Origin of the sequence: Rheinheimera sp. (assembly GCF_037442345.1) — a bacterium.
Lineage (GTDB): Bacteria > Pseudomonadota > Gammaproteobacteria > Enterobacterales > Alteromonadaceae > Pararheinheimera.
The window spans coordinates 56,216-80,799 of sequence record NZ_JBBIQL010000009.1 but is presented as its reverse complement, the minus strand read 5'-3'; the positions used below and the strand labels follow the sequence as shown (position 1 = coordinate 80,799).

The window sequence follows — 24,584 nt, the reverse complement described above, 5'->3', positions numbered from 1 at the left end:
CGGACAGCTGCAAAAACAAAGTGTCGGATGATTGACTTGGCCGATATAAGGGCGCTTTGGCTTGTTTCAAGAGTTTTGACCGGGAAAGCAGCGTCAAAATTTTGCTGGCCCGGATTTTGCTCTGTGGTGTGATGGACAGCAACAACAGCAGGCCCCCCGATGAACCTGGGCACCTCACTTTTTGACACCCTGCTACAGATCCGGCAGCAATCCCAAACTCAGGCTCAGGCCCTGACGCAGAAATACGCCGGCTTGTACCAGGATAAACCGAAAGAGAACATCAGTATTCAGCCGGCAGAACCGGGCAGCGGCCCGACGAAGACGCTGGATTTCAGTCAAATCCAGCGGGGTCAGGCCCAGCAGTGGCTGGACAGGCAGATAGAAAAGGGCAGCCTGAATCAGACTGAAATTACGGCCATGCGTACCTTGTTGTACAGAGGCAGCACCGACAGCGGTGACAGCGAAGCGGCGGCCAAAGAACAGCTGGACCTGCTGGAGAAAGCCAAAACAGGTTTACGGGCCGCTATTTTGCGCAAGGACAGCAGTGGCATGGCGTTTTGGGCTCAGGCGCTTGGCGCAATGAAAAAGTTTCAGGGGGAAACGGCCTGAGGCTCAGGCCGCCTGATGCGACTGCTGCAGCCATTCTTTTGGTGACACGCCCAATTTTTGCTTAAAAGCCCGGTGAAATGAGGTCAGGCTCTGATAACCCACCGCCGGAGCTATTTGTTTTAACCCGTCACCTTGCAGCAGTTTTTTACGTGCCAGGCTTAAGCGCCAGCCAAGCAGGTAGTCGGCCGGAGTCTGGCCCACCACAGTACGGAAATGTTCGGCAAAACGGGCTCTGGACATCCCGGTTTCCAGTGCCATCCCTTCAAGAGTCCAGGGGCGCTGCGGCTGCTGATGCAGTAAGTTAAATAAGGGAGCCAGCTTTCGATCGGCCAGGCCGGCCAATACGCCTTGCTCTGGCGGGTTTTTCTCCATAATCCAGCGCAATAACAACACCAGCAGGTATTCGGTCAGCCGCTGCACTGCGGTGGTATAGCCGCAATGTTGCAGCTGGTTCTCTTGCCAAATCATGCACATCACTGTTTTCAGATCCGGGCACTGTTCCAAAGGGATCAGGCTGCATGGTGGCAAGGCGCTGAGTAAGGGGTTCCCCGCCTGCGCGCCGCAATCCAGAGTTGCGCAATACAACGCCAGGCTGGAGTCTGAAGGCACCACAAACTGATGCGCCAGTCCCTGAGGAATAAATAACAGGCTGGGTTCGTTCACGCTCCACTGTTGCTGTCCAATCTGGACAAGTCCCTGGCCTGATTCAATCAGGTGCAGATAGGCACGCTGCTGCTGCGGGCAAAAATCCGTTTTTTGGCAACTGCTGCCATGAAAATACAGCGTGGCCTGAGGGGCAAACTGGGTTAACAACGGGCTGAGTCTGTCCATTTGATACTTTTTGATAATTAAATGATACTTTTTGTCTCCAATCGTTCTGGATAATAGCAGCCTGAATTGAACCTGGCCAGAGTCAGAGTGAATGAGGTTGTTATGAGTATCGGTGGTCAAACAGGGCGCAGTGTGCTGCTGGCAGCACTGCTGTTGTGTGGTTTCGGAGCCGGTGGGGCCCATGCAGGAAACCAGCGGGCTGTCACGGTCGATTATCTGCAAGGAGAAGGGGATGTCCAGGGGATCAAACTGGCGTACCAGTACAGGGTCACCAATCCGGATTGGTTGCCGGATCAGGTGGCATTGTGGCTGGAAAGCAGCGCCAACTTCTGGCGTTATGGCCCGCAAAACAGTTCGGATCGCAATTTGGTTGTGGCGGCGTCTCCGGTAGTACGATGGTCCTTGGGGCAGGCTTGGGGGGTGGACTGGCAGGGCGAGTTTGGTATCGGGGTATCTTTTCTGGATGACACCTATTTTGCCGGGAAAAATGTCAGTACCCACTACCAGTTTGAGGACAGACTGGGTCTGCTGGCCTGGATTTCAGACCATGAAAGCCTGAGTTTGCGTTACCTGCATTATTCGAATGCCGGTCTGAAACACCCGAATCCGGGGCTGGACTTTGTCAGCCTGTCTTACAGTTATTATTTCTGAAGTGCTGAACGGGCCTGTTGCCAGGCCATTGAGTCAGTTCAGCCCGGCGTTGCAGGCGCTGTGCGTCGGGCTGTGCCACATTTAAGGGGTCAATAAGGTTTTTAGCAGTGGCTTGAGTGCCTGCAGCACAGTGCCTTTGTCCAGTTCCGGGTGCAGCACCCGGCGTAACATCAGGCCGGTGATCATGGCAAACATCACGGCAATTCGGCCCTCCAGCTCATGTTCCGGCAGATGCCGGATTTGGCTGCGTTCACTTTGCATCAGTTGCTTCATCAGAGCCCGTGCGGCGGCGTCACTTTGTTGCAGCAATGTGGCCACCTTGGCATTGCGGGCGGCTTCTGACAGCATTTCCAGCTCCAAAGCGGCGCGCTCCACATCCAGATGTTTTTCCACTCCTGTATCTGCGCCATTGACCATAATGTCCAGCAAATCGCCTTGTTCTTCCAAAAAACCATTAAATACCGAAAACATCTCTGCTTTGTCGCGTTCAATAATGGCTTCAATAATGGCTTCTTTGCTGTCGAAGTAATTGTAAATATGGCCCGCGCTCATGCCCGCCGTTTTGGAAATCTCGGCCATACCGGCACCGTGATACCCTTTACGCCTGAAGCAATCGGAGGCAGCGTTAATCACCTGCGCGCGACGGGTTCTGGCCAGTTCTGGATCCAGGTGACGTTTAGGTTTTTCAGACATAGGACTACTCCACAGGGCTGCAGTCTTACTGCAGCCCTGAATGACCGGTTAGGGAGCCGGGTTCGGCTGCCAGCCGCCACCCAACACTTTATACAGGGTCAGTTGGCCCTGTAATCTGGCCTGCTGTCCGCTGATGAATTGTTGCTGCGCACTATACCAGTTCCGCTGTGCATCCAGAACTTCCAGATAACTGTCGGTCCCTTGCTGATGACGGGCATTGGCCAGCGTAAAGGCACGTTCACTGCTTTGAGACAGCTGCTGCAATGCCTCTAACTGGCGACGGTAGCCCGCCTGGTCGGCCAGCGCATCGGCCACTTCCCGGAACGCCTGCTGCACTTTTTGCTGGTAAGTCTCAAGCGCAATTTTTCCGTCCGTTTCCGCAATCGAGACATTGGCCTGAGTTCGCCCCCAATTAAAAATGGGCATGGACACTTGCGGTACAAAACTCCAGGCACCTGAGCCGCTTTCAAACAAGCCGCCCAGTTCAGCAGATGCGGTGCCGGCAGTTGCGGTCAGGCTGATGCTGGGGAAATAAGCCGCTTTGGCGACACCAATATTGGCATTGGCGGCTTTCAGCTGATGCTCCGCTGCTTTCAGATCCGGCCTTTGCGCAAGCAAATCGGAGGGAGCACCGGCTGGTAAATCGGGCAGTGTCAGCAGTTTTGACAAGGGCTGCTTTGGCAGCAGTTCTGGGTCGACCGGACCGCCCGCTAACACATCCAGCGCGTTCTTCGTTTGCTGCAGCAAACGTTGGTAACGGCTTTGTTCTACCGCTGCGTTTGCCACTGTGCCACGCACCTGCTGCAGCGTCAGCTCCGAGGCAGCCCCCAGCTCAACGCGTTTTTCGGTCAGCTCCAGGGTTTTTTGCTGACTGTGCAGCGTATGGGTGGCCAACTCCAACAGTTGCTGATTGGCGGCATAACTGTACCAGTTGGCCGCTAACTCACTGAGCAGGCTGATCTGTGCTGAAGTCCGGTTTTGCTCCGACGCATAAAACTGCTGCAGTGCCTGTTCGGACTGGTTCCGCACTTTGCCAAATAAGTCCAGCTCATAGGCCGTCACGCCGACATTCAGGCCATACTGCGACGAAACAGCCGCCTGCCCTGTGCCGGTTAAATCCCCCGGCAGCCGCTGGCGAGTGCCGGAACCCGACAGATCCAGGCCAGGGTAGTGGGCGGAATCGGCAATCTGGTACTGGGCACGTACCCTTTCCACATTGAGTGCGGCCAGGCGCAGGTCTTTATTCTGCTCCAGCGCCTGCTTCATCAATTGCTGCAGCTGTGGCTGGTTAAAAAATTCAGCCCAATGCAAAGTGCTGGCCTTCTGATCCACGGACGCGGTGGCGTCCTGTGGGTAACTGGCTGGCGTTTCAGCCAGCTGCGCCGGGGTGTCCGGGGCCAGAGAGCAGGCCGACAACACCAGCAGGCTCAGGGCCGATAACAGAAAACTTGGGTTATTCATGCGGAACTCCTTCGTCTGCTTTGGGGTTGAGAGGGAACAGGCGGCGCACCAGCACAAAGAACAGCGGTACGAAGACCACAGCCAGAATACTGGACGCCAGGGTGCCACCAATCACCGAGATGCCCAGTGCGTTTTGCGCACCAGAACCTGCACTGGACGCAATGGCCAGCGGCAACACCCCACAGATAAAGGCCATGGACGTCATCAGGATAGGCCGCAAGCGCAGGCGCACCGCTTCAATGGCCGCATCGACCAGTCCCAGGCCCTGTTCCATCCGGTGAATAGCAAACTCCACAATCAGAATGGCGTTTTTCGAGGCCAGACCAATAGTGGTCAGCAAACCCACCTGCAGATAAATGTCGTTGGACAGACTGCCCAGCAAGGCGGCGGTGGCGGCACCAAAGACCCCCAGCGGCACGATCATCATCACGGCGGCAGGCACAGACCAGCTTTCATACAAGGCAGCCAGACAGAGGAACACCACCAGCAATGACAAGGCATACAAGAGCGGAGCCTGGCCGCCACTGGCGCGCTCTTCATACGAAATACCTGTCCATTCAAAACCAATACCTGCAGGTAATTGTTTGATCAGGCGTTCCATTTCGTCCATCGCCTGGCCTGTACTGTAACCCGGGGCGGCAGCACCCTGTATTTCCATCGACGAGAAGCCGTTATACCGCTCCAGCCGTGGTGAACCATAGGCCCAGTGTGAACTGGCAAAGGCAGAGAACGGCACCATGTCGCCCTGCTGATTGCGCACATACCATTTGTTCAGATCTTCCGGCGCCATCCGGCTGTCGGCATCCCCTTGCAGGAAGACTTTTTTCACCCGGCCACGGTCAATGAAATCGTTGACGTAGCTACTACCCCAGGCGGTAGCCAGGGTGTTGTTGATATCGGACTGGCTGACTCCCAGGGCTGTGGCCTTGGCTAAATCAATATCCAGTTTCAGTTCTGGCATATCTTCCTGGCCGTTTGGCCGCACACCCGCCAGCACAGGGCTTTGCGCTGCCATACCCAGCAGCATATTCCGGGCTTGCAGCAGCTGTTCATGGCCCATGCCGGTTCTGTCCTGCAGGAACAGGTTAAAGCCATTGGCGGTGCCAAGTTCCACTACGGCCGGTGGTGGGAAGGCGAACACAAAGGCTTCCTTAATGGTGGCGAAATAGGCCATGGCTTTACCGGCAACGGCACCGACGGATAAATCCGGCCGCTGGCGTTCGTCCCAGTGCTTCAGGTTAACAAAACCCAAGGCGGCATTCTGACCTGAACCGGCGAAGCTGAAACCAACTACAGCAAAGACGGATTTCACCGCTTCACCCTGATCATTCAGGAAGTGGTCTTCCATTTTTTTCACCACGTTCAGCGTCTGCTCTGTGGTGGAGCCAGCGGGCAACACCACCTGATTAAACAGAATGCCCTGGTCTTCGTCTGGCAGGAAGGCAGAAGGTAAGTGACTGAATATGTACACCATACCGCCAACAATCAGCGCATAAATGACCAGATAGCGTTTGGCCTGGCGGATCATGCGGCCGACAAAACTCTGCGTACCTTTATTGGTGCGATCAAAGCCGCGGTTAAAGCCGGTAAAGAAACGACCCAGCAGCGATTTTTCGTTATGCACATGACTGGGTTTGAGCAAGGTGGCACAAAGCGCGGGTGTCAGAATCAGGGCAACCAGCACAGACAGCGCCATCGCAGAGACCAGGGTAATAGAGAACTGGCGGTAAATCACGCCGGTGGAGCCGCCGAAAAACGCCATAGGGACAAAGACAGCGGACAGCACCATGGCGATACCGACCAGTGCCCCTTTAATTTCGTCCATCGACTTACGGGTGGCTTCCAGTGGTGACAGCTTCTCTTCGGTCATCACCCGCTCCACGTTTTCCACCACCACTATGGCGTCGTCTACCAGCAGGCCGATCGCCAGTACCATCGCAAACATCGTCAGGGTGTTAATGGAATAACCAAACGCATACAGAATGGCAAAAGTCCCCAACAACACCACGGGCACCGCAATGGTTGGAATTAAGGTGGCGCGGAAGTTCTGCAGAAACAGATACATCACCAGGAATACCAGCACCACGGCTTCAATCAGGGTGTGGACTACTTTTTCAATCGACAACGACACAAAAGGGGTGGTGTCATAAGGCACCACAGCGCTCAGACCAGCGGGGAAGTAGGGCTCCAGATCGGCCAGGGCTTTTTTCACCCCGGCAGCAGTGGCCAGTGCATTGGCGCCACTGGCCAGCTTGACACCAATACCTGAGGCCGGTTTGCCGTTGTAACGTGCCACGACGCCATAACTTTCACCGCCCAGCTCCACTGTAGCCACATCGCTCAGTCGCACCACCGACCCATCGCTGTTGGTTTTCACCAGAATGGCGCGGAACTGCTCTGGGGTCTGCAGCCGGCTTTGGGCTGTCACAGTCGCATTCAGTTGCTGGCCTTCAATGGCAGGCATGCCACCGAGCTGACCAGCGGAAACCTGGGCGTTTTGCGCCGTAATGGCGCTGCTGATATCCGCAGGTGTCAGTTTATAGTTTTGCAATTTAGCCGGGTCCAGCCAAATCCGCATTGCATATTGCGAACCGAACAACTGCACTTCGCCCACGCCTTCCACCCGCGACACCACGTCCTGTACGTTGGACGCAATATAATCGCCGATATCGACGTTGCTCATGCTGCCGTCTTCGGAAACAAAGCCGGCGACCAGCAGGAAGTTACGCGCCGATTTGGCCACAGACACCCCCTGGCGCTGCACTTCTTGCGGCAGCAGTGGGGTGGCCAATGCCAGTTTATTCTGCACCTGAACCTGGGCTATATCCGGATCGGTGTCGGCACTGAAGGTCAACGTCAGGGTCACGGAGCCATTGGACTCTGAAGTGGATGACATATACATCAAACCATCCAGACCTTTCATTTTCTGCTCAATGACCTGGGTGACTGTATCTTCCAGAGTCCGGGCCGATGCACCAGGGTAGCTGGCCTGAATGGCAATGGCTGGCGGCGCAATGGACGGATACTGGGCAATGGGCAGGGATTGAATGGCCAGCACACCGGCCAGCATGACCACTATGGCCAGCACCCAGGCAAAAATGGGGCGGTCAATAAAAAAACGGGACATCCGGTTTCTCCCTTAGTGTTGAGTAGCAGCATTGCTGCTTGGGGTGGATTCAGCGGCTGTCGCTGTGGCCGGAGCTCCGGGACGGATCTTTTGCAAACCTTCCACAATTAAGCGATCGCCGGCATTCAGGCCAGAGGTCACCAGCCATTCATGGCCTATGCTGCGTTCTGTGCTCAACACACGTGGCTCTACAATACCTTCTTTATTCAGCACCATGGCCGTTGCCTGGCCTTTGGCATTGCGGCTGACACCCCGTTGTGGGGCCAGAATGACATTGCTTTTTACGCCCTCAGGCACAGTGGCCCGCACATACATACCAGGCAACAGCAGTTTCTCCGGATTGGGGAACAGGGCTCTTAAGGTGACAGAACCTGTGTCCGGGTTCACCGTGACTTCCGAGAACTGCAGGCTGCCTTTATGGGCGTAGGTGGTACCATCTTCCAGTGTCAGTTCGACCACGGCTTCCGCAGTGCCCAGCTCACCTGACGCCAGCGCTTTTTTCAGTTGCAGCAGTTCGGTGCTGGACTGAGTTAAATCGACATAAATCGGGTCCAGGCTGGTGACTGTGGCTAAGGCATCTTCCTGATTGGCGCTGACCAGAGCACCGGCTGTCACGCTGGATTTACTGATTTGGCCAGCAATAGGGGCTTTCACTTTGCTGTAATTCAGATTGATTTGTGCAGTTTTGATTTGCGCCTGAGCGGTCAGCAGGTCTGCTCGTGCCTGTTTGTAGGCGGCTTCGGTTTCATCCAGTTCCTGCTGGCTGATGGCTTTGATTTTAATCAGCTCACGGTAACGTCTGGCTTTGGCTTCCGTGCTGGCGATAGCGGCCACAGCGCGCGCTTCTGCGGCTTTGGCGCTGGCCAGGGCCGCTTCAAAAGGTGCCGGGTCAATTTGGTACAAAGCTTGTCCGGCCTGCACTTTCGCTCCTTCGGTAAATTGACGGCTTTCGATAATACCGCTGACCTGAGGACGGATTTGAGCAATCTGATAAGCGCTGGTGCGGCCGGGCAGCTCGCGGCTCAGTGTCAGGGTCTGGGCTTTCAGTTCAATCACACCTACAGCGGGTGCCTGCTGGCCTGCTGCTGCGCCTTGTTCAGCCTGACCACAGCCGGCCAGTAACACAGAGCCCGCCAGGGCTGAACATAAATACAAAGTGATGCGGTTAGGCTGCATGAGTAAATCTCCATTTAGAGTGAACGTTCATTCTAAACTTTGTAACCCGACTTGACCAGCGTATTTTGTCGCTGGAAACAGGGTTTTGGTCTGACTGGTACAGATTGAATCGCTGTTTTGTTGTGCTGGATCAATACCAAGCTTAGGTGCTGTTTTTACACTGGCAGCTAAAAATCAGCAGAGGATTGATGATGACCACTGGGTTTTGGTCGGCAGAATTGCTACAGAAATACAATGTGCACGGGCCGCGTTATACCTCCTATCCAACCGCTTTATCTTTACAGCCAGGTTTTCCCGTGTCGGCTGTCAAGGCAGCGTTAGCGCAGGGGCCGCAGCAACTCAGCCTCTATCTGCATATTCCGTTTTGTCAGCAGCTTTGTTACTACTGTGGCTGCACTAAAGAGGTGACCCGGCATTCGTTGAAAGCCGACCGCTACCTGGATGCACTGGAACAGGAGGTGGCGCTTTACCAGCCACTGCTGCACGACAGGCACATCAATGCGGTGCATTTAGGAGGCGGTACACCAACCTTTTTAACAGAAGACCAGTTGAGCCGGCTGGTTGGCTTATTAGGTGGCTCCTTGCCAGTGCAGCAGGACGCTGATTGGTCGGTTGAAATTGACCCCCGCAGTTGTGACAGGGCCAAGCTTGCGCATTTATTTCAGTTGGGGTTTCGTCGGGTCAGCTTTGGTGTACAGGATTTTGACCCGGCCGTGCAACAAGCCATCAACAGAGTTCAGCCTTATGCCATGGTGGAAGCACTGGTGCACCAGGCACAGCAGCTGGGGTTTGAGTCGGTCAACCTGGACCTGGTGTATGGGTTGCCGTTGCAGCAGGCTGAAAGCTTTGCCAGCACCCTGCAGCAGGTCATTGCACTGAACCCGGATCGGGTGTCGCTGTTCAGTTATGCCCATTTGCCCACCCGATTTGCGGCACAGCGCAAAATCCCGACGCAGAGCCTGCCTCAGGCTGACGAAAAACTCGCCTTGTTAGAACTGGCCATTGAGCACCTGACTCAGGCCGGTTATCAGGCCATTGGGATGGATCATTTTGCCAAAGCCTCGGACCCACTGGCACAGGCGCAGCAACAGGGCCGCCTGCAGCGTAACTTTCAGGGCTACACCACGCAGGGACAGGATGCTTTGCTGGGGCTTGGCATGTCATCAATCAGCCAGGTCGGCGGTGTGATGTGGCAAAACCATAAAGAACTGCAACCTTACCAGACGTTGCTGGCACAGGGAGCCTGGCCAGTGGAACGTGGCTACAGCTCCACCGGTGACGACAAAATCCGCGCCGCCTTGATCAGCCAGCTGATGTGCCACTTCCAGCTGGATATTCCGGCATTTTCAGCCAGGTGGCAGCTCAGCGATTTCTGGGACTATTTTGCGCAAAGCCGCAGCCAGCTGCAGCCGTTGATTGCGGATGGCCTGGTCAGCGTGACGCCGGAGCGGATTGAAGTGACGGCGCTGGGCCGGTTGCTGGTGCGGCTGGTCTGCGCCTGTTTTGACCGCTACCTGCAATTGGCGGTGCAAACCAGCTACTCCAAAGTGGTGTAAGCATTTGTGAGTCTGGCGGGGGCTTTAAGGTCCGTCGCCTTTTTATTTTTGAGGTCCTTGTGAAAGCTGAATTATTGGCGCCAGCTGGCAGTTTAAAAGCAATGCGGCTGGCTTTTGCTTATGGTGCGGATGCGGTTTACGCCGGTCAGCCGCGTTTCAGTCTGCGTGTGCGCAATAACGAATTTGACTTAGCCCGCTTAAAGCAGGGCATAGACGAAGCGCATCAGCAGGGGAAAAAGTTTTATCTGGTGGTCAATATAGCGCCGCATAACAGCAAACTGAGCCGTTTTGTTGAGGAGATGGCTCCGGCCGTGGCGCTGGGGCCTGACGCGCTTATTGTTTCCGACCCCGGCGTGGTGTATTTGCTGCGTGAGCATTTTCCACAGGTGCCACTGCATTTGTCAGTACAGGCCAATACAGTGAATTGGGCGGCGGTGAAATTCTGGCAGCAGCTGGGCATTGAACGCGTCATTTTGTCGCGTGAGCTGGCGCTGGACGAAATTGCCGAAATCCGCCGCCAGGTACCGGCCATGGAGCTGGAAGTCTTTGTTCATGGTGCCTTGTGTATGGCCTACTCCGGCCGTTGCCTGCTGTCAGGGTATTTCAATAAACGCGACCCAAACCAGGGCGCCTGCACCAACGCCTGTCGCTGGAGTTATCAGCTGCATCAGGCAACCGAAGATGCAGTCGGCCAGTTTGTGCCTGTTTCTCCGCCTGTATTGTTGGAAGAGCAGGGCCGCCCCGGCGAACTGATGAGCATGGAAGAAGACGAGCATGGCAGTTATATCCTGAACTCCAAAGATTTAAGAGCGGTGGAGTTTGTACCGGACTTGCTGGCCATGGGCGTGCATTCGTTGAAAATTGAAGGCCGGACTAAATCGCCTTATTACGTGGCAAGAACCACTCAGGTGTATCGACGCGCTATTGACGATGCTGCAGCGGGCAAAGACTTTGACCCGGCGTTGCTGCAGGAGCTTGAAGGCATGGCCAATCGCGGTTTTACCGCTGGTTTTCTGCAGCGCCACCAGCCACAACAGCTGCAAAATTACCAGACCAGCCACAGCGAGGGGCCGCAGGTGCTGGTGGGCGAATTCACGGGTGGTGTTGACCGCATGGGCCGGGCAGAACTGGAGGTCAAAAACCGCTTTGCGGTCACAGACGCCTTACTGCTGATGCATCCTTCCGGTAACCAATGGCTGACGGCAGTGGATCTGCGGGATGCTCAGGGCCAGGCTGTGCTGGTGGCCCCGGGTTCTGGTTACACCCTGTATCTCGCGTTGCCTGACGGTCTGGAGCCTCAGCATGCCATGTTAATCCGCCAGAGCCGCAATGTACCGCACTGTGAGGAAGCCTCATGTCGTTGCGGATAGACGCCAGCTGCATTAACTGCGATATGTGTGCCCCTGAATGCCCGAATCAGGCGATTGCCTATGATGGCAGGCAGTACCAGATAGACGGCAGCCTGTGCACTGAATGTGCTGGCTTTTACGACCAGCCTGCCTGTGTGGAGGTTTGTCCGCTGGACTGCATTGAGACGTTGCCATCTACCTGATAATACTGACTATCTTTTGCAATCTTCACTGGCTATAGTGTGAAATAAATGGCGTCAACGGCAAGGAGTCAGGCATGCAGGATCCCTTTATGCAGGCAGCAATAGCGCAGGCCAGAAAAAGTCTGGCAGAAGGAGGCATCCCTATTGGCTCCGTGCTGGTGATCGACGGTCAGATCGTCGGGCAAGGGCACAACCAAAGGGTGCAGAAGGGGAGTTGCGTCTTGCATGCCGAAATGGATTGCCTGGAAAATGCCGGCCGGCTGAAAGCCAGTGATTATCGCAAAGCCACGCTGTATTCCACCTTGTCCCCCTGTGATATGTGCAGTGGCACTGTGCTGCTCTATGGCATTGGTAAAGTTGTGGTAGGGGAAAACCAGACTTTTCAGGGTCCTGAGGCCTACCTGCAGAGCCGCGGTGTGCAGTTGGTGGTGCAGCAGGATCCACAGTGTATTGGGCTGATGCAGGAGTTTATCAGGCAACAGCCAGAGCTGTGGAATGAAGATATAGGTGAATAAGCTTTCGCCTTCACCTCAGGCGGGGCACTGACGCCACGGACTGAGTTCAGCGTCAGTCCGTGGTTCAGAACGGGTTAAGCGACTGCAGCGAAAGGATCGGACCAGCGTTGCCACTCTGTTTGTCCCTGGGCCAGTTCATGCTCTGTCAGCAGGCACTGATTCAGTTGCTGCAGCATGCGCTGTTGATCCAAACCCTGGCCAATAAATACCAGTTCCTGCCGACAGTCGCCAAAGTCGCCGGCAAACTGGCTGCGGATCGCCGCCCTGCTTTCAGCATCTTCCGGCCAGTCCTGCTCTGGCACTGCATGCCAGAACAAGCCGGCCTGACCATAACGGGCGATACCGCCGGCCTGATGCCACTGCCAGGCCAGGTCTGGGGCACTGGCCAGCCAAAAGTAGCCTTTGGAACGCAACAGTTTGCCCTGAGGCCAGTCCTGATGCAGAAATTGATGGAAGCGCTCTGGATGGAAAGGCAAGCGGGCCCGGAAGCTGAAGCTGCCAATACCGTATTCTTCCGACTCAGGCTGATGCTCACCACGCATTTCCTTCAGCCAGCCTGGCGCCTGCTGCGCCTTTTCAAAGTTAAAGCGGCCTGTGTTCAGCACTTTATCCAGCGGCACCTCGCCCATGCGTGCACAAAGTTGCTCAGCATCGGGGTTCAGGCTGTGTAAAATAGCCTGCAGTTCTTCCAGATCCTCTGCGCTGACTAAATCGGTTTTGCTCAGCACCAGCAGATCACAGAATTCAACTTGCTCCACCAGTAAATCGGCCACACTGCGATCGTCTTCGTCTCCCAGGTGCTGTTGTGTGTCCTGCAGGGCTTTGGCCTCGCGGTAATCACGCAGAAAGTTCACCGCATCGACCACTGTGACCATGCTGTCAAGCCTGGCCATCTGCTGCAATGACGAGCCGTCTTCAAGCTCAAAGGTAAAGGTTTCGGCAATCGGCAGCGGCTCTGAGATGCCCGTGGTTTCGATCACCAGATAATCAAAACGCTGTTCTGCGGCCAGTTGGCTGATTTCCTGCAACAAATCTTCTCTGAGGGTACAGCAAATGCAGCCATTACTGAGTTCAACCAGCTTTTCTTCTGCGCGGCGCAGGTCAATTTCGTTTTTGACGATGGCGGCATCAATATTGAGTTCACTCATATCATTGACGATCACCGCCACTTTCAGACCCTGACGGTTTTGCAAAATATGACGTAACAAGGTGGTTTTACCGGCACCAAGAAAACCGGATAACACGGTGACGGGCAAAATACGTGGCATGCACACACTCCTTTTAACAATGAGACAGCAGCTGTTGTTGCTTTAAATACTGACGATTGAGCAAGTGACCCAGCATCAGCAATAAGGCGCCGGCGACAGAACACCAGACTTCCAGCTCTTCAGGCATAAACCAGCCAACAACGAGTAAGAACAAGCCCGGAATGGCAAGCAGCAGCGGGCTGTTGCGACCATGGCATTTGCGGGACGCTGGCAGGCTCCAGATCAACAACAGCACCACAGGCACCAATAAACTCAGATGCAGCCAGTCTTGTTCCAGCCAGGGGGCGACTCCGGCTATTCCGGCCAGCAACAAAGCAGGTGTCAGCAAACAATGGACAATACACAGCCCCGAACACCAGGCCGCAACCAGGTCTTTCATTCCGATGATCCTCCAGTGCTGAGCGATGAATTGTGATAGTATCACGCGAATAATTGTTATATTATCACGGTATTATTTTTGTGACACTATCACAAAGTGTGATTTTCACCATCAAGGTCAAACTGCGGGATTAAAAAGCGTGATGAGAAAACAACATAAACTGGCTCTGGCGATTGCCGCTTTGTGCTGCAATGCTGCTGCGGCGCAGCAGGTGACGGGTAAAATTGTTGATGAACAGGGCCGGCCTGTGGCCAATGCGCAGGTCAGTCTGGCGGGTTCCAACACTGACTTCAAAACAGCGGCAGACGGCAGTTTTTCACTGCAGCTGAATCGCTTTGGTGTGATTGAGCTGCATGCGGAAGCAGAGCAGTTTGTGCATAAAAACTGGCGTTTGGATGTACCAGCCGAAGGATTGAATGGCCTGGTGCTGACCTTGCCTGCAACAGCGCTGGAAATTATTGATATCAAAGCCAGCCCTTTCCACGCTTCGGTGGTTGAATCTGCCATGCCGGTCACTGTGTTATCCGGTGAAAAACTGAAAATGAACCAGGCGGCGACGTTGGGCGACACCCTGAAAAATGAAGTGGGTGTGCACAGCAATTTTTATGGTTCTGTCGCCAGTAGCCCCATTATCCGTGGCCTGGACGGCCCTCGTGTGCTGATCACCCAGAATGGCCTGGATGCCGGTGATGCGTCCCGGGTTGGGCCTGACCACAGTGTGTCGGCTGAAGCCAGCACTGCTGAACAAATTGAAGTGCTGCGTGGTCCGGCTACCTTGCTGTATGGCAGTGGCGCTATTGGCGGAGTGGTGAATGTGGTGGATCAGCGTATCCCGACCACGGATGAAACCAAAGCCAGTTATCTGCTGCAACGTGAATCGGTCAATAACGAGAAACTGGTCTCTGCGGCTGGTCAGACGGCCGTGGGGGCCGTGGCCTTTTATGCGGATGCGTTCTGGCGTGACCATGACAGTTACAAAATTCCAGGCTCAGCTGAAGCCAATCCGGAAGCAGGGGAAGAGCAGACTGGCCGGGTGGAAAACACTCAAGGCGAAGCCGAAGGTTACACGCTGGGCAGCAGCTACCTGCTGGACAATGGCTATGTCGGCTTGTCTTTTGGCCGCTTAGAGCGTCAGTACGGTATTCCAGGTCATCACCATCATCACGGGGAAGAAGAGGGTGAAGAAGCAGAACATGAGGATGCGGCTGGATCTGTATTTGCTGATATGACGCAAAACCGGGTTCAACTGCTCAGTGAACTGCATTTTGATCACAGCTGGATCAGTGGGCTGAACAGCCGTATTGGCTACACCGACTATCAACATGCCGAAATTGAAGGCGATGAAGTAGGGACCACCTTTACCAACCAAAGCGAAGAAGCCCGCTTTGAACTGCTGCACCGCGAATGGCTGAACTGGAAAGGTGGCCTCAGCCTGCATTACAAACACAGTGATTTCGAAGCTGTAGGTGAAGAAGCCTTTACCCCCCCGTCAGATTCACAAAGCCTGGCCTTGGGCTGGATTGAAGAGCGGCATTTTGGCGCTGTATTACTGCAGTTGGGGGCCCGGGTTGAACAGGTGAAAATTTCAGCCTCAGATGCACTGTTGCCGCCTTTATCGGCCCACAGCCATGATGGCGACGACCACGAGTATGGTGGCAATGCCATTCGGGTGTTTGACGCTGAACACAAATTTGAACCTTCCAGTTTGTCTGCCGGTTTGGTCTGGGATTTTACCGAAGGCTATAACCTTGGGGTTTCGGTGTCCCGCTCGGAACGTGCTCCTTCGGCGGCTGAGTTGTTATCTTTTGGCCCGCATATTGGTACTCAATCCTATGAAGTGGGGGCGCTTTTTATCCGTAACCCGGATGCAGAAGGCGAAGCCGCCTTTGTGCTGAACCCCAACCCCATTGAAATGGAAACCGCCACCAATCTGGACCTGACTTTACGCAAGATCAGTGGCGATTTTGGTTTCGTGCTGAATGCCTTCTACAACCAGGTGGACAATTACTACTACCAGACCAATACAGGTCTGTTTGCTGAAAGTGGCCATTCACATGAGCACGAAGGCGAAGAGCACCATCATGAAGAGGAAGAGCACAGCGATGAATTGCCTCTGTATCTGTTTCAGCCAGCCGATGCGCTTTTGCATGGTTTTGAAGCGCAGTTGATCTGGAAGCTGGCTCCACAGTGGACCTGGACCAATCAGGCTGACTATATCCGTGCCCGCTTAAAAGAGGGGGGGGATTTACCACGGACGCCACCACTGCGCTTCAGCACAGAACTGGCTTACCAGGGCCAATGGTTCTCGTCCGATCTGCGTCTGACCCATTACGGCAAACAAGACAAGCTGGAGGTGCTGGAAACTGCAACGGCCGGTTACACAGTGCTGGACGCCAATCTGAATTATTACTTCGACTGGGCTGGCCAGGACATGGCCTTTTATGTCAAAGGCAGCAACCTGACCGACCGCGAGGCGCGGGTGCACAGCTCGTTCCTGAAAGACTTGGCCCCGTTACCTGGCCGTTCCATTGGTGTCGGTATCCGCGGCGAATTTTAACTTTTCTGGCTGCAGTGCCTTGTGCACATGTTCCTGGCGGTGCTGCGGCTTTTTTTACACGGAGTTTTTTATGTTGAAAACCAAACCTCAATTACTGGCCGTGCTGATGTCTGCGGCTTTGTTGGCTGCCTGTGGCGACAGCACCACCCACATTGTGGAAAAAGAGCCGATCCCGGTCGAAGACGACCATGACCATGACGAAGAAAGCGGTGTTGGCCGTCTGGCTATTTCGGATAAAGACAGTCCGGTACTGCGGGTTTATGGCCTGGAAGACAAAGAACTGGTGGAGCAGTTTGATCTGCTGGCCAGCCCAGAGTATCTGTATGCGTCGCCGACCTTCCGCTATGCGCTGGCTGTGCACCGCACTTCAGACAAGGTGCAGTTTATTGATGGTGGCGTCTATGCCGAAGATCATGGTGACCATCAGCATGGGTATGAAGAAGAACCCAGCTTACTGAGTTTTCAGCTCAGTGGTGTGCGGCCGACTCATGTGCAAACCAACAGCAGCCAGGTGGCTATTTTTAACGACGGTCTGGCAGCCAGTAACTTACCGGCTTCAGCTGTGGTACTGACTGACGAGCAAATTGGTAAAGCGGCAACCGATTACCCTGTACTGCAACTGAGTACTTATCAGCATGGTGCAGCACAGGCCCGTGGTGATTACTTGCTGGCCACGCTGCGTGATGCCGGAGCCACCGGCACCCTGCCAGATAAAGTGGGCTTGTTCCATGCACATGGCGACCATTACCATGATGAAGAGGTGTTTGCCGACAGCTGCCCTTCGTTGCATGGCAGCGCGCAGACAGAAGACTGGATAGCTTTTGGTTGTAGTGATGGTGTGCTGCTGATAGAGCAGGACGGTGACAGCTTCAGCAGTAAAAAACTGGCCAATACCGCCGATTTTACCGGCACCATGCGGATCGGCACTCTGGAAGCTCACCCGGCGGTGGAACACTTTGTCGGTATTGCCGGCACCAGCCTGTTTGCGGTGGATGCTGAACATGAGCACCTGGATAAAATTGACTGGGCTGTGACCACAGGTGCCACTATTGCAGGTTATGGTTTTTCTGCCTCAGGTGAACACTTTGTGCTGCTCGATTCTGCCGGTTACCTGAGTATTCTGCACTACAACGGCCACGAGGCTGAACCAGCTTTTAGCCTGGCCAGTAAAATTCAGGTGGCCACTAACCTGAGCGCAATACCAACAGGTTCTGCATTGCAGTTGAGTTTATCAGCCGGTGCTGAGCAGGCTTTTGTGCTGAACCCGGCCAGCAAAACCCTGCAAACTGTCGAACTGGAAAGTGCGCAAATCAGCACCACACTGGAGCTGGATTACACCCCACATAAACTGGTGTGGTTAGGTGTTGCCGGTGAAACCGAAGAACACAGCCATTAAGACTCTGTGCTGAAACGAACAAAAAGCGGCTGTCAGGCCGCTTTTTGTTGTTGAATAAACCAAGCGATCAACCCAAAGTGAACCGCCAGTGCCAGGTGGAACAAACCCATAGCCAGGTCCGGCTCTGGCAACAAAGCACAAAGCGGCACCAGAGCCAACGCCACTAAGGCCAAAACTAACACAGCCTTCTGAGCACAGCACTGAATCAGCCGCAGCAGCGCCAGTACTAACGCCAGATCCGTCAGCATGGCCGGTGCGCCCAGCACAGGGCTGCAACCCAACAGGCCAAACAATAAGGCCAACCAGCGGCCTGACGGGCTCCACAGCCACAGCACTGCACAGAGATACAGCGGCATGGCGACAGTTTTTGACCCATAGGACGCCCAGTCATGCCAGGCAATAAGAGTGCTGTCACCCAAATAACGGCTGGCCCCCATACTGGCGGTCACTGCAATAAACCCCAAGGCCAGACCCAATACCAAGACGGCGGCTTTGGGGGCTGTCGCGTGCCGGTTTAAGCTGTAAAGAGCCCAAAATAACGCGGCGATCAGACAGAGCTCGCCGGCAAAAGCCAGAATCATCATTGCTTTGCTCCAGAAAAGGACCAAACAAAAACCCCGGCGCAGACAAGCTGGACGCCGGGGTTAGTTCGGTCAGGCTTAGAAGGTCATACCAAACTCAAAGCCGTACATCCGTGGCAGGCCCGGAGTGGCGATAGGCGAACCCACCGCCATGGCCTGACCACCGGTCTGGATAATGTATTCTTTATCCAGCGCGTTATGCACATAAAACGACAGAGAGAAGGGGTGGTTGTCGCTGTGCCAGCTTAAACGCCCGTCCAGCAGGCCATAGCCTTTAATGGAGTTCAATTCATCGTCATTCAGACCAGTGACACTGCCTTGTTCAAAAGGCAATACCGCCAGTTCTGGCCCGTCGACGCCTTGGGTCCGGTCGCCTGTGTAGGCGTAACTTAAGTGCAGGTTAAACTGACCACTCAGGCCGCTGAAATAATAATCCAGCCAGACACTGGCCTGATCTTCCGGCATACCTGAAATGGCCTGGCCCACTTTGCTGCCGGAATTTTCCCAGGCAAAGTACTGCCATTTGGTGTATTCAGTTTCCACATGGCCATAGTTGGCGGTCAGGCGCAGATCCGGGGTGGCCTGCCAAATCACTTCGGCTTCATAGCCATTCCCTTCGGCATCGACGTTACGCAGGTTGTAAGTCGGGACGCCGCCCGGCGGGCCGACCAGTTCCAGTTGCTGCAGGTTGGTGTAGTCGTATTGGTACAACGACAGATTGACGCGCAGACGGTTGTCCAGCCAGCTGGATTTCATACCAATTTCGGTGTTTTCAACCGTTTCTTCTTTGACTGCAGGTGCTTCACCCAGGGTGTTAAAGCCGCCAGCTTTAAAGCCTTCCGCATACGAAATGTAGGTCATCAGCTCTGGCGTCCACTGGTAATCCAGCACGGCACGTGGCGTGAACTTGGACCAATCCGCTTCCTGGGTGGCACTTTGTGGAATAAACGCCACTGCCAGCGGCACTTCGCCTACCCCACCAAAAGGCACGGTAAAGAAGTTTTGCGGTTCGCTGTGCAGGTAAAAATCTTTCACGTCATAGGTCAGACGGCCGCCCAGCGTCAGGTCCAGTTTGTCGGTCAGCGCATAAGTGCCGTCGAAATACATGGCCACACTTTCGGTCACGCCATTGTTGTCAAACTGCTCCATATGCTGACCCAAGACTTTGGTCAGGTTGGCGTTGATCAGGGTGTTGGCCACCGAGGCCTGCGCCTGGGCAAAGGTCAGGCCCTGCATCATCAGACGGCCAATTTCATTGGCAACAGCCTGACGGGCCTGGGCTGTGCCCATGGTCATATAAGCACCGGCCACCCCAGTGCCCATCGGCAGCACAATACGTGGGTCCAGCCCCATCTGCACCACGGCCAGACTGTCAAAGGTCAGGGTATTAAAGGTGGCCTGGGTGGTTTGATCGATGTCTTCTTTGTACCAGTTGGTGCCAAAGGTCCATTTAAAGTTTTCTGTGTTCTGACTTAAACGGAATTCCTGGCTGTACTGGCTCTGGTCTTCAATCAGGTTACTGACAAAATAAGCGCTGGCGTAGGCTGAACCGTCATCTTCCATCGCATTGCCGCGGTCAAACTGACGGTAAGCCGTGATGGAGGTGAAGCTCATCTCATCCCCCAGATCGTAATTCAGTTCAGCTGACAGGCCTCCGGCTTCACGGGTTTCTTTGCCTTCAAAGTCGTATTCAATAGGGCCAAAGGGGTCACCGCTGCCAAAGGTGGTGTTTAAGGTAACGGCAGGGCGTGCCTGCTGATCGATATCGGAATAATCGGCACGCAGTACCAGTTCAGCCCGCTCCCAGGCCCATTCCAAAGACCCACGCACCGCCCAGTCATTCTGATTGCCGTATTTTTCGTCGCTGTCTTTAACATCCAGATAACCGTCACGTTTGTTGCGGTTCAGGCTGATGCGGCCGTTCAGGTTGTCGCCAAGCGCCGCAGTGCCAGAGAACTCCATTTTATTTTTACCATGGCTGCCCAAGGTGGCTTTAAACTGGCCTTCCGGGTCAGCACTGGCGGCTTTGGTGATGATATGAATGGCGCCGGCGGCCGAGTTACGGCCAAACAGGGTGCCTTGAGGGCCTTTTAATACTTCCACCCGTTCGACGTCATTAAAGTTCAGGTTCGACGTGCCACGACGGCCGACATAGACGCCGTCAATATAGACAGCCACGGCCGCGTCTAGGCCGATGCCAAAATCGTTGGTGGAAATGCCGCGGATATTAAAACTGGTTTGGGTGGCGGTAGCGTTGTTGGTTTCCAGACCCGGTGTGATCAGTCCCAGGTCATTAATATTTTTCAGGCCCATTTTATCAATGGTGTCAGCGCTGAACGCCGTGATGGCAATCGGCACTTCCTGCATATTCTCAGCACGTTTTTGTGCTGTAACTTCAATCACTTCAATGCCTTCATCGGTCTGTTGTGCCTGCACCAGGCCGCTGGCGAGCGCCAGACTGACGGCCAGGCATACTGGCGTCCGTGCTTTACTGCTGTTGTGACTCATAGTCTCCCCTGTCGTGTTGTTGTTTTAATGTTGTGACCTTTTGGCCTCTGGCCGTCACCAGCAGCAGGCTGGCAAGCAGCAGCCATAACAGCAGGTAAGGCGCTGACGCCGGGCCTAAATACTGGTAATACAAAGCGGCCAGCAGCAGGTTTTTACCTGTTTCCAGCCACAGCCAATAGGGGCGCTGTTGCTGGTAATAGCCCTGGCAGAATAAGGTAAACACCAACAGGGTTGCGCCCTGCAAAATGCTGCTGTGGCTCATGGTGGCCGAGGCCAGAATAAACTGCAGCACCAGTGCTATCAGCGTCAGATGCTGAAAGGCCACATACAGCTTTTGGCGGCCAGTCAAGGGGCTGTCAAATTTCACCTGCTGGTAAGGATCGAATTTCTTGTTCGGATAGGCTTTACGCACATCGGCCGGGCGCCAGCCGGTTTTTTTAAACCAAACTTTGACTTTGTCTGCCCATTTTTCGGTGCGCCAGCTGTCTTTGGCCAAGGCCCAGTACACATCCAGATTGGCCCAGACCGGATTCCAGCTGGCCAGTGGTTTGGTCACACCAAAGATCACCGGCTCGTCGGCCAGCTCCGGCTGATAAGTGCCGAAGAGGCGGTCCCAGACAATAAAGACCCCACCGTGGTTTTTATTCATATAAATAGGGTTTTGGGCATGATGCACGCGGTGGTTACTGGGGGTTACAAAAATGGCCTCATACCAGGCCGGCATCTGGTGAATATGACGGGTGTGCACCCAAAACTGGTAAATCAGGTTCAGCGAACCCACAGTCACCAGCACATAAGGTTCAATGCCAATCAGCGCCATCGGCAAATAAAACAAAAAGCCTAAAAAGGTGCCACTGCTTTGTCGCAGTGCGGTGCTCAGGTTGTACTCTTCACTTTGGTGATGCACCACATGACCGGCCCAGAACAGGTTGATTTCATGGCTGACACGGTGAAACCAGTAGTAGCAGAAGTCGTAAGCCACAAAAGCAAAAGGCCAGATCCACCAGCTGTCACGGCCCAGGTTCCATAAGGCAATATGCTCAAACACCAGCAAATAAGCACTGAACTGCACTGTTTTTTGGGCAATGCCTGTCACCTGGCTCATCATGCCCAGGTTCAGTGAATTAATGGCGTCGTTAAAACGATAGGTGTGCCGCTGATAACGCCAGTCCAGATAAATCTCCAGCATTATCAATATTAAAAAAGCAGGTATAGCGTAAATGACAAAATTCATAGGCGTTATTGTTATCAGAATTCAGCCAACTGTTCAGACCAGACTAGCAGAGCTGTTGGTATTGTCTATAGCTTTTTTTGTTTGCGAAGAGTTGTTGCCTGTTCACTGCTTTTTCCTGTCAAATGACCCCAGATTGACCGAAAAAAAGCTATCAAACTATGAAATTTGTAACCTTTATTTTAGTGGCTTTGCTAGTTGTGTTTACATTTTGTATGGCCGCTGTGCCGGTGCTGCTGGGGTTTGCCCCCTGGCATCTGGGCCACGCGCTGCAGGTGTCCACTCATATGAGTGCCAAACTGGCCTGTTCAGCCCGTTATATTTCCGGTTATTCGCCTGAACGTGTTGTGGAGGATCTGGCCTCTTATTCGTCGGTGAACCGGGAGGTGACCTTAGTGTATAACGATGCTGAACGTACAGTGCAGGCGGATTTATTTGGTATGGCAGACGTCACAGCTAAGTATTACCCGGCAACCGGCTGCGCTTTGCTGTTCACAGAAGCTGAATCTTTGGCGGCGCTCAGCAAAGTTGAAGGGCCTGTGACAGCGGATGCGCAATGGCCGGCTGGCGAGCAGGTATCCACTATTAACACCACTTTGCAGCAACAACTGGATTGGATGCTGGCTGATGACAACCAACAAGGCTTTGAAACCCGGGCTTTGCTGGTTATGAAAAACGGCCAGGTGGTCGCCGAAAGTTATGCTCAGGGGGTGACGGCCCAAACCCCTTTATTGGGCTGGTCTATGGCGAAAAGCGTGACCGCTATGCTGCTGGGGCGCCTGATGCAACAAGGACAACTGCAGCTGGGTGACACCGCCTTGTTTGCGGAATGGGCCCAGGATGAACGCTCCGCTATTCGGCTTGAACAGTTACTGCAGATGAGTTCAGGCCTGGGGTTTGATGAAACTTATGCGCCGGGCAGTGATGCCACCCATATGTTATTTACCGCACCCAGTGCAGCCCAAGTGGCGTTGCAAAGCCCGTTGGTTCAGCCGCCCGGCCGGCAGTTTTCTTATTCGTCCGGCACCACCAATTTACTGAGCCGCTTGTTGTCAGACCGGATCCCTGGTGGTCCGCAGGCCACACTGAATTTTGCCAGTCGCGAACTCTTTGCCCCCTTGGGCATGCGGCATTTCCTGTTTGAAATGGACCAGTCCGGCGATTATGTCGGCAGCTCTTACCTCTATGCGTCGGCGCGGGACTGGGCTCGTTTGGGTTTGCTGATGCTGCAGCAAGGGCAATTGAATGGTCAGCAGCTGCTTGATGCAAAGTGGGTGCAGCAGGCCACGGCGCCCAACAGCAGTGACAATGAAAAGGCGTATGGCTACCAGTTCTGGCTGAACCGTGGCGACGCGGTGTTGCGCTGGCCAGAGTTGCCAGCCGATGCGTATGCCATGATGGGCAACCGCCATCAGACAGTGATGATGATCCCGTCGCAGAATACGGTGCTGGTGCGCCTTGGCTGGAGTAAAACCCAGTATCCGATGGCCAGCAATTTCCGCACTTTGCTCAGCCACTGAGTGCTTTTTTTCGGGCAGGCGTAAAAAAATGACGCCTGCCGGGAATAAAAAAACCGGCTGACCGTTATCGCTATGACACTAACGTCACAGGAGCAACGGTTATGAACACTTTATCTATTTTATCTTTTGCCACTGCGGGCTTGTTTTGCAGCAGCCTGTGTCTGGCCAATCAGTTTGAAACTTCTACTTCGGCCAGCCCGTCTGCCACCCCCTCGACCAGCACCACGGCCCATGTGACGCCCGGTGCTCAGGCCAATGTGGCTGGTGCAGTACAAAGCAATAACAGCAGCGAACTGACACTGAATTCTGCAGGCGCTTCAGCCAGTACGACGTCAGCAGCCTCGGGTTCTGGCAGTGTGCAAATTTCCAGTCCGGCCATGACCGGCACTGGGTTGACGGCGTCCACCCAAAGCACAACAGAAGGGCAGGCTTCAGGCTCTGGCCAGGCCTCGGCGCTGGTTGGGTTGCCACAAAGCAGCAGTGTGGGTGCAGCGCCCAGTCAGACACCCCAGTTGCCTGTAGTGGATGTACTGGGAAGCGCCAACAGCACAGCAGCTGCATTGGCAGGGACACAGCTGATCACTGCTGGCAGCGAGTTACCTTCAGGTTTGCTGGGAGCTTCGGCCACTGCTGGCAACTCGGTTATCAGCAGCGCGAGCGCTACAGCTCTGGCCACCAGCCAGGATCTGGCGTTACCACAAGCCCCGGCAGTGCCACAAACGCCGACGCTGCAACCTGCAGCGACCGGTACTGTGACAGGCGCTGTGGTGGGGACAGTACAACAACACAGCCAGACTGCCGTGCAGCAGCAACTGAACCAACAAGTCAGTCAGCAACTGTCGGGAGCTGTGCAGCAGACCGTCAATCAGCAGGTGATGCAGTCGGTTCAGGCGAACCTGAATGCCGTGTTAGGTATTGGCCTGTAATGGACATCCCCTGGTGCTGCCAGCCGGTACCAGGGGGGAGGATCTGA

20 protein-coding genes are annotated in these 24,584 nt (G+C 54.6%); 10 read left to right on the top strand and 10 right to left on the bottom strand.

What is annotated here, in order from left to right:
- Positions 1–159: 159 nt before the first annotated feature.
- Positions 160–609 carry a hypothetical protein gene (locus WKJ04_RS06980; protein ID WP_337879767.1) on the top strand — a complete coding sequence of 150 codons (450 nt, stop codon included), beginning with the start codon at positions 160–162 and terminating at the stop codon, positions 607–609.
- A 3-nt stretch (positions 610–612) separates the two neighbouring features.
- Here WKJ04_RS06980 and WKJ04_RS06975 read toward each other — a convergent pair whose 3' ends face one another.
- A complete protein-coding gene (locus tag WKJ04_RS06975) occupies positions 613–1,440 on the bottom strand; it encodes an AraC family transcriptional regulator (protein WP_337879766.1) in 828 nt (275 codons plus the stop codon).
- 102 nt (positions 1,441–1,542) lie between these two features.
- On the opposite strand from WKJ04_RS06975, the gene WKJ04_RS06970 reads away from it, so the two are divergent.
- Positions 1,543–2,091: an acyloxyacyl hydrolase gene (locus tag WKJ04_RS06970; protein WP_337879765.1), complete on the top strand. Its 549-nt coding sequence runs from the start codon at positions 1,543–1,545 to the stop codon at positions 2,089–2,091.
- An 81-nt stretch (positions 2,092–2,172) separates the two neighbouring features.
- Here WKJ04_RS06970 and WKJ04_RS06965 read toward each other — a convergent pair whose 3' ends face one another.
- From WKJ04_RS06965 to WKJ04_RS06950, 4 genes are read right to left on the bottom strand one after another with little or no spacing between them, the layout of a single operon-like run.
- On the bottom strand, positions 2,173–2,784 hold the full coding sequence (locus tag WKJ04_RS06965) for a helix-turn-helix domain-containing protein (protein WP_337879764.1): 612 nt from the start codon (positions 2,782–2,784) through the stop codon (positions 2,173–2,175).
- 48 nt (positions 2,785–2,832) lie between these two features.
- Complete coding sequence (locus WKJ04_RS06960) at positions 2,833–4,245, bottom strand: efflux transporter outer membrane subunit (protein ID WP_337879763.1); 1,413 nt, start codon at positions 4,243–4,245, stop codon at positions 2,833–2,835.
- Positions 4,238–7,372 carry an efflux RND transporter permease subunit gene (locus WKJ04_RS06955; RefSeq protein WP_337879762.1) on the bottom strand — a complete coding sequence of 1,045 codons (3,135 nt, stop codon included), beginning with the start codon at positions 7,370–7,372 and terminating at the stop codon, positions 4,238–4,240. Before WKJ04_RS06955 ends, WKJ04_RS06960 begins: the two co-directional genes overlap by 8 nt.
- A gap of 12 nt (positions 7,373–7,384) precedes the next feature.
- The gene (locus WKJ04_RS06950) at positions 7,385–8,548 is read right to left on the bottom strand and encodes an efflux RND transporter periplasmic adaptor subunit (RefSeq protein ID WP_337879761.1); all 1,164 of its coding nucleotides are present in this window, start codon (positions 8,546–8,548) and stop codon (positions 7,385–7,387) included.
- Positions 8,549–8,739: 191 nt separating this feature from the next.
- Between WKJ04_RS06950 and hemN the strand changes: the two genes are divergently transcribed.
- From hemN to WKJ04_RS06930, 4 genes are all read left to right on the top strand, one after another.
- A complete protein-coding gene (hemN, locus tag WKJ04_RS06945; RefSeq protein WP_337879760.1) occupies positions 8,740–10,104 on the top strand; it encodes an oxygen-independent coproporphyrinogen III oxidase in 1,365 nt (454 codons plus the stop codon).
- Positions 10,105–10,163: 59 nt separating this feature from the next.
- Positions 10,164–11,474 carry a tRNA 5-hydroxyuridine modification protein YegQ gene (gene yegQ / locus WKJ04_RS06940; RefSeq protein ID WP_337879759.1) on the top strand — a complete coding sequence of 437 codons (1,311 nt, stop codon included), beginning with the start codon at positions 10,164–10,166 and terminating at the stop codon, positions 11,472–11,474.
- On the top strand, positions 11,459–11,656 hold the full coding sequence (locus WKJ04_RS06935) for a YfhL family 4Fe-4S dicluster ferredoxin (protein WP_337879758.1): 198 nt from the start codon (positions 11,459–11,461) through the stop codon (positions 11,654–11,656). Before yegQ ends, WKJ04_RS06935 begins: the two co-directional genes overlap by 16 nt.
- Before the next feature lie 74 nt (positions 11,657–11,730).
- Positions 11,731–12,171, top strand: coding sequence for a nucleoside deaminase (locus tag WKJ04_RS06930; RefSeq protein ID WP_337879757.1), 441 nt, complete (start codon positions 11,731–11,733; stop codon positions 12,169–12,171).
- Positions 12,172–12,245: 74 nt separating this feature from the next.
- On the opposite strand, the gene zigA is transcribed toward WKJ04_RS06930, so the two are convergent.
- Positions 12,246–13,439, bottom strand: coding sequence for a zinc metallochaperone GTPase ZigA (zigA, locus tag WKJ04_RS06925; protein ID WP_337879756.1), 1,194 nt, complete (start codon positions 13,437–13,439; stop codon positions 12,246–12,248).
- Positions 13,440–13,452: 13 nt separating this feature from the next.
- Complete coding sequence (locus WKJ04_RS06920; RefSeq protein WP_337879755.1) at positions 13,453–13,818, bottom strand: MerC domain-containing protein; 366 nt, start codon at positions 13,816–13,818, stop codon at positions 13,453–13,455.
- Positions 13,819–13,960: 142 nt separating this feature from the next.
- On the opposite strand from WKJ04_RS06920, the gene WKJ04_RS06915 reads away from it, so the two are divergent.
- Both WKJ04_RS06915 and WKJ04_RS06910 read left to right on the top strand, forming a co-directional pair.
- Positions 13,961–16,375, top strand: coding sequence for a TonB-dependent receptor (locus WKJ04_RS06915; protein ID WP_337879754.1), 2,415 nt, complete (start codon positions 13,961–13,963; stop codon positions 16,373–16,375).
- Between the two features lie 70 nt (positions 16,376–16,445).
- Complete coding sequence (locus WKJ04_RS06910; protein WP_337879753.1) at positions 16,446–17,771, top strand: 5-methyltetrahydrofolate--homocysteine methyltransferase; 1,326 nt, start codon at positions 16,446–16,448, stop codon at positions 17,769–17,771.
- Positions 17,772–17,803: 32 nt separating this feature from the next.
- On the opposite strand, the gene WKJ04_RS06905 is transcribed toward WKJ04_RS06910, so the two are convergent.
- The 3 genes from WKJ04_RS06905 to WKJ04_RS06895 all read right to left on the bottom strand — a co-directional run bounded on the left by WKJ04_RS06905 (position 17,804) and on the right by WKJ04_RS06895 (position 22,049).
- On the bottom strand, positions 17,804–18,355 hold the full coding sequence (locus tag WKJ04_RS06905) for a hypothetical protein (protein ID WP_337879752.1): 552 nt from the start codon (positions 18,353–18,355) through the stop codon (positions 17,804–17,806).
- A 75-nt stretch (positions 18,356–18,430) separates the two neighbouring features.
- Positions 18,431–20,860: a TonB-dependent receptor gene (locus WKJ04_RS06900; protein WP_337879751.1), complete on the bottom strand. Its 2,430-nt coding sequence runs from the start codon at positions 20,858–20,860 to the stop codon at positions 18,431–18,433.
- Positions 20,841–22,049: a sterol desaturase family protein gene (locus tag WKJ04_RS06895; RefSeq protein WP_337879750.1), complete on the bottom strand. Its 1,209-nt coding sequence runs from the start codon at positions 22,047–22,049 to the stop codon at positions 20,841–20,843. The genes WKJ04_RS06900 and WKJ04_RS06895 overlap by 20 nt, the downstream gene beginning before the upstream one ends.
- 203 nt (positions 22,050–22,252) lie before the next feature.
- Between WKJ04_RS06895 and WKJ04_RS06890 the strand changes: the two genes are divergently transcribed.
- The gene (locus tag WKJ04_RS06890) at positions 22,253–23,611 is read left to right on the top strand and encodes a serine hydrolase (RefSeq protein WP_337879749.1); all 1,359 of its coding nucleotides are present in this window, start codon (positions 22,253–22,255) and stop codon (positions 23,609–23,611) included.
- A 101-nt stretch (positions 23,612–23,712) separates the two neighbouring features.
- Positions 23,713–24,537 carry a hypothetical protein gene (locus WKJ04_RS06885; RefSeq protein WP_337879748.1) on the top strand — a complete coding sequence of 275 codons (825 nt, stop codon included), beginning with the start codon at positions 23,713–23,715 and terminating at the stop codon, positions 24,535–24,537.
- Positions 24,538–24,584: the final 47 nt, after the last annotated feature.

What these genes read in the sequence shown, in the direction of transcription:
- WKJ04_RS06980 (WP_337879767.1), top strand. Translation starts at nt 160, where the DNA reads ATGAACCTGGGCACCTCACTTTTTGACACCCTGCTACAGATCCGGCAG.
- WKJ04_RS06975 (WP_337879766.1), bottom strand. Translation starts at nt 1,440, where the DNA reads ATGGACAGACTCAGCCCGTTGTTAACCCAGTTTGCCCCTCAGGCCACG.
- WKJ04_RS06970 (WP_337879765.1), top strand. Translation starts at nt 1,543, where the DNA reads ATGAGTATCGGTGGTCAAACAGGGCGCAGTGTGCTGCTGGCAGCACTG.
- WKJ04_RS06965 (WP_337879764.1), bottom strand. Translation starts at nt 2,784, where the DNA reads ATGTCTGAAAAACCTAAACGTCACCTGGATCCAGAACTGGCCAGAACC.
- WKJ04_RS06960 (WP_337879763.1), bottom strand. Translation starts at nt 4,245, where the DNA reads ATGAATAACCCAAGTTTTCTGTTATCGGCCCTGAGCCTGCTGGTGTTG.
- WKJ04_RS06955 (WP_337879762.1), bottom strand. Translation starts at nt 7,372, where the DNA reads ATGTCCCGTTTTTTTATTGACCGCCCCATTTTTGCCTGGGTGCTGGCC.
- WKJ04_RS06950 (WP_337879761.1), bottom strand. Translation starts at nt 8,548, where the DNA reads ATGCAGCCTAACCGCATCACTTTGTATTTATGTTCAGCCCTGGCGGGC.
- hemN (WP_337879760.1), top strand. Translation starts at nt 8,740, where the DNA reads ATGACCACTGGGTTTTGGTCGGCAGAATTGCTACAGAAATACAATGTG.
- WKJ04_RS06935 (WP_337879758.1), top strand. Translation starts at nt 11,459, where the DNA reads ATGTCGTTGCGGATAGACGCCAGCTGCATTAACTGCGATATGTGTGCC.
- WKJ04_RS06930 (WP_337879757.1), top strand. Translation starts at nt 11,731, where the DNA reads ATGCAGGATCCCTTTATGCAGGCAGCAATAGCGCAGGCCAGAAAAAGT.
- zigA (WP_337879756.1), bottom strand. Translation starts at nt 13,439, where the DNA reads ATGCCACGTATTTTGCCCGTCACCGTGTTATCCGGTTTTCTTGGTGCC.
- WKJ04_RS06920 (WP_337879755.1), bottom strand. Translation starts at nt 13,818, where the DNA reads ATGAAAGACCTGGTTGCGGCCTGGTGTTCGGGGCTGTGTATTGTCCAT.
- WKJ04_RS06915 (WP_337879754.1), top strand. Translation starts at nt 13,961, where the DNA reads ATGAGAAAACAACATAAACTGGCTCTGGCGATTGCCGCTTTGTGCTGC.
- WKJ04_RS06910 (WP_337879753.1), top strand. Translation starts at nt 16,446, where the DNA reads ATGTTGAAAACCAAACCTCAATTACTGGCCGTGCTGATGTCTGCGGCT.
- WKJ04_RS06905 (WP_337879752.1), bottom strand. Translation starts at nt 18,355, where the DNA reads ATGATGATTCTGGCTTTTGCCGGCGAGCTCTGTCTGATCGCCGCGTTA.
- WKJ04_RS06900 (WP_337879751.1), bottom strand. Translation starts at nt 20,860, where the DNA reads ATGAGTCACAACAGCAGTAAAGCACGGACGCCAGTATGCCTGGCCGTC.
- WKJ04_RS06895 (WP_337879750.1), bottom strand. Translation starts at nt 22,049, where the DNA reads ATGCTGGAGATTTATCTGGACTGGCGTTATCAGCGGCACACCTATCGT.
- WKJ04_RS06890 (WP_337879749.1), top strand. Translation starts at nt 22,253, where the DNA reads ATGAAATTTGTAACCTTTATTTTAGTGGCTTTGCTAGTTGTGTTTACA.
- WKJ04_RS06885 (WP_337879748.1), top strand. Translation starts at nt 23,713, where the DNA reads ATGAACACTTTATCTATTTTATCTTTTGCCACTGCGGGCTTGTTTTGC.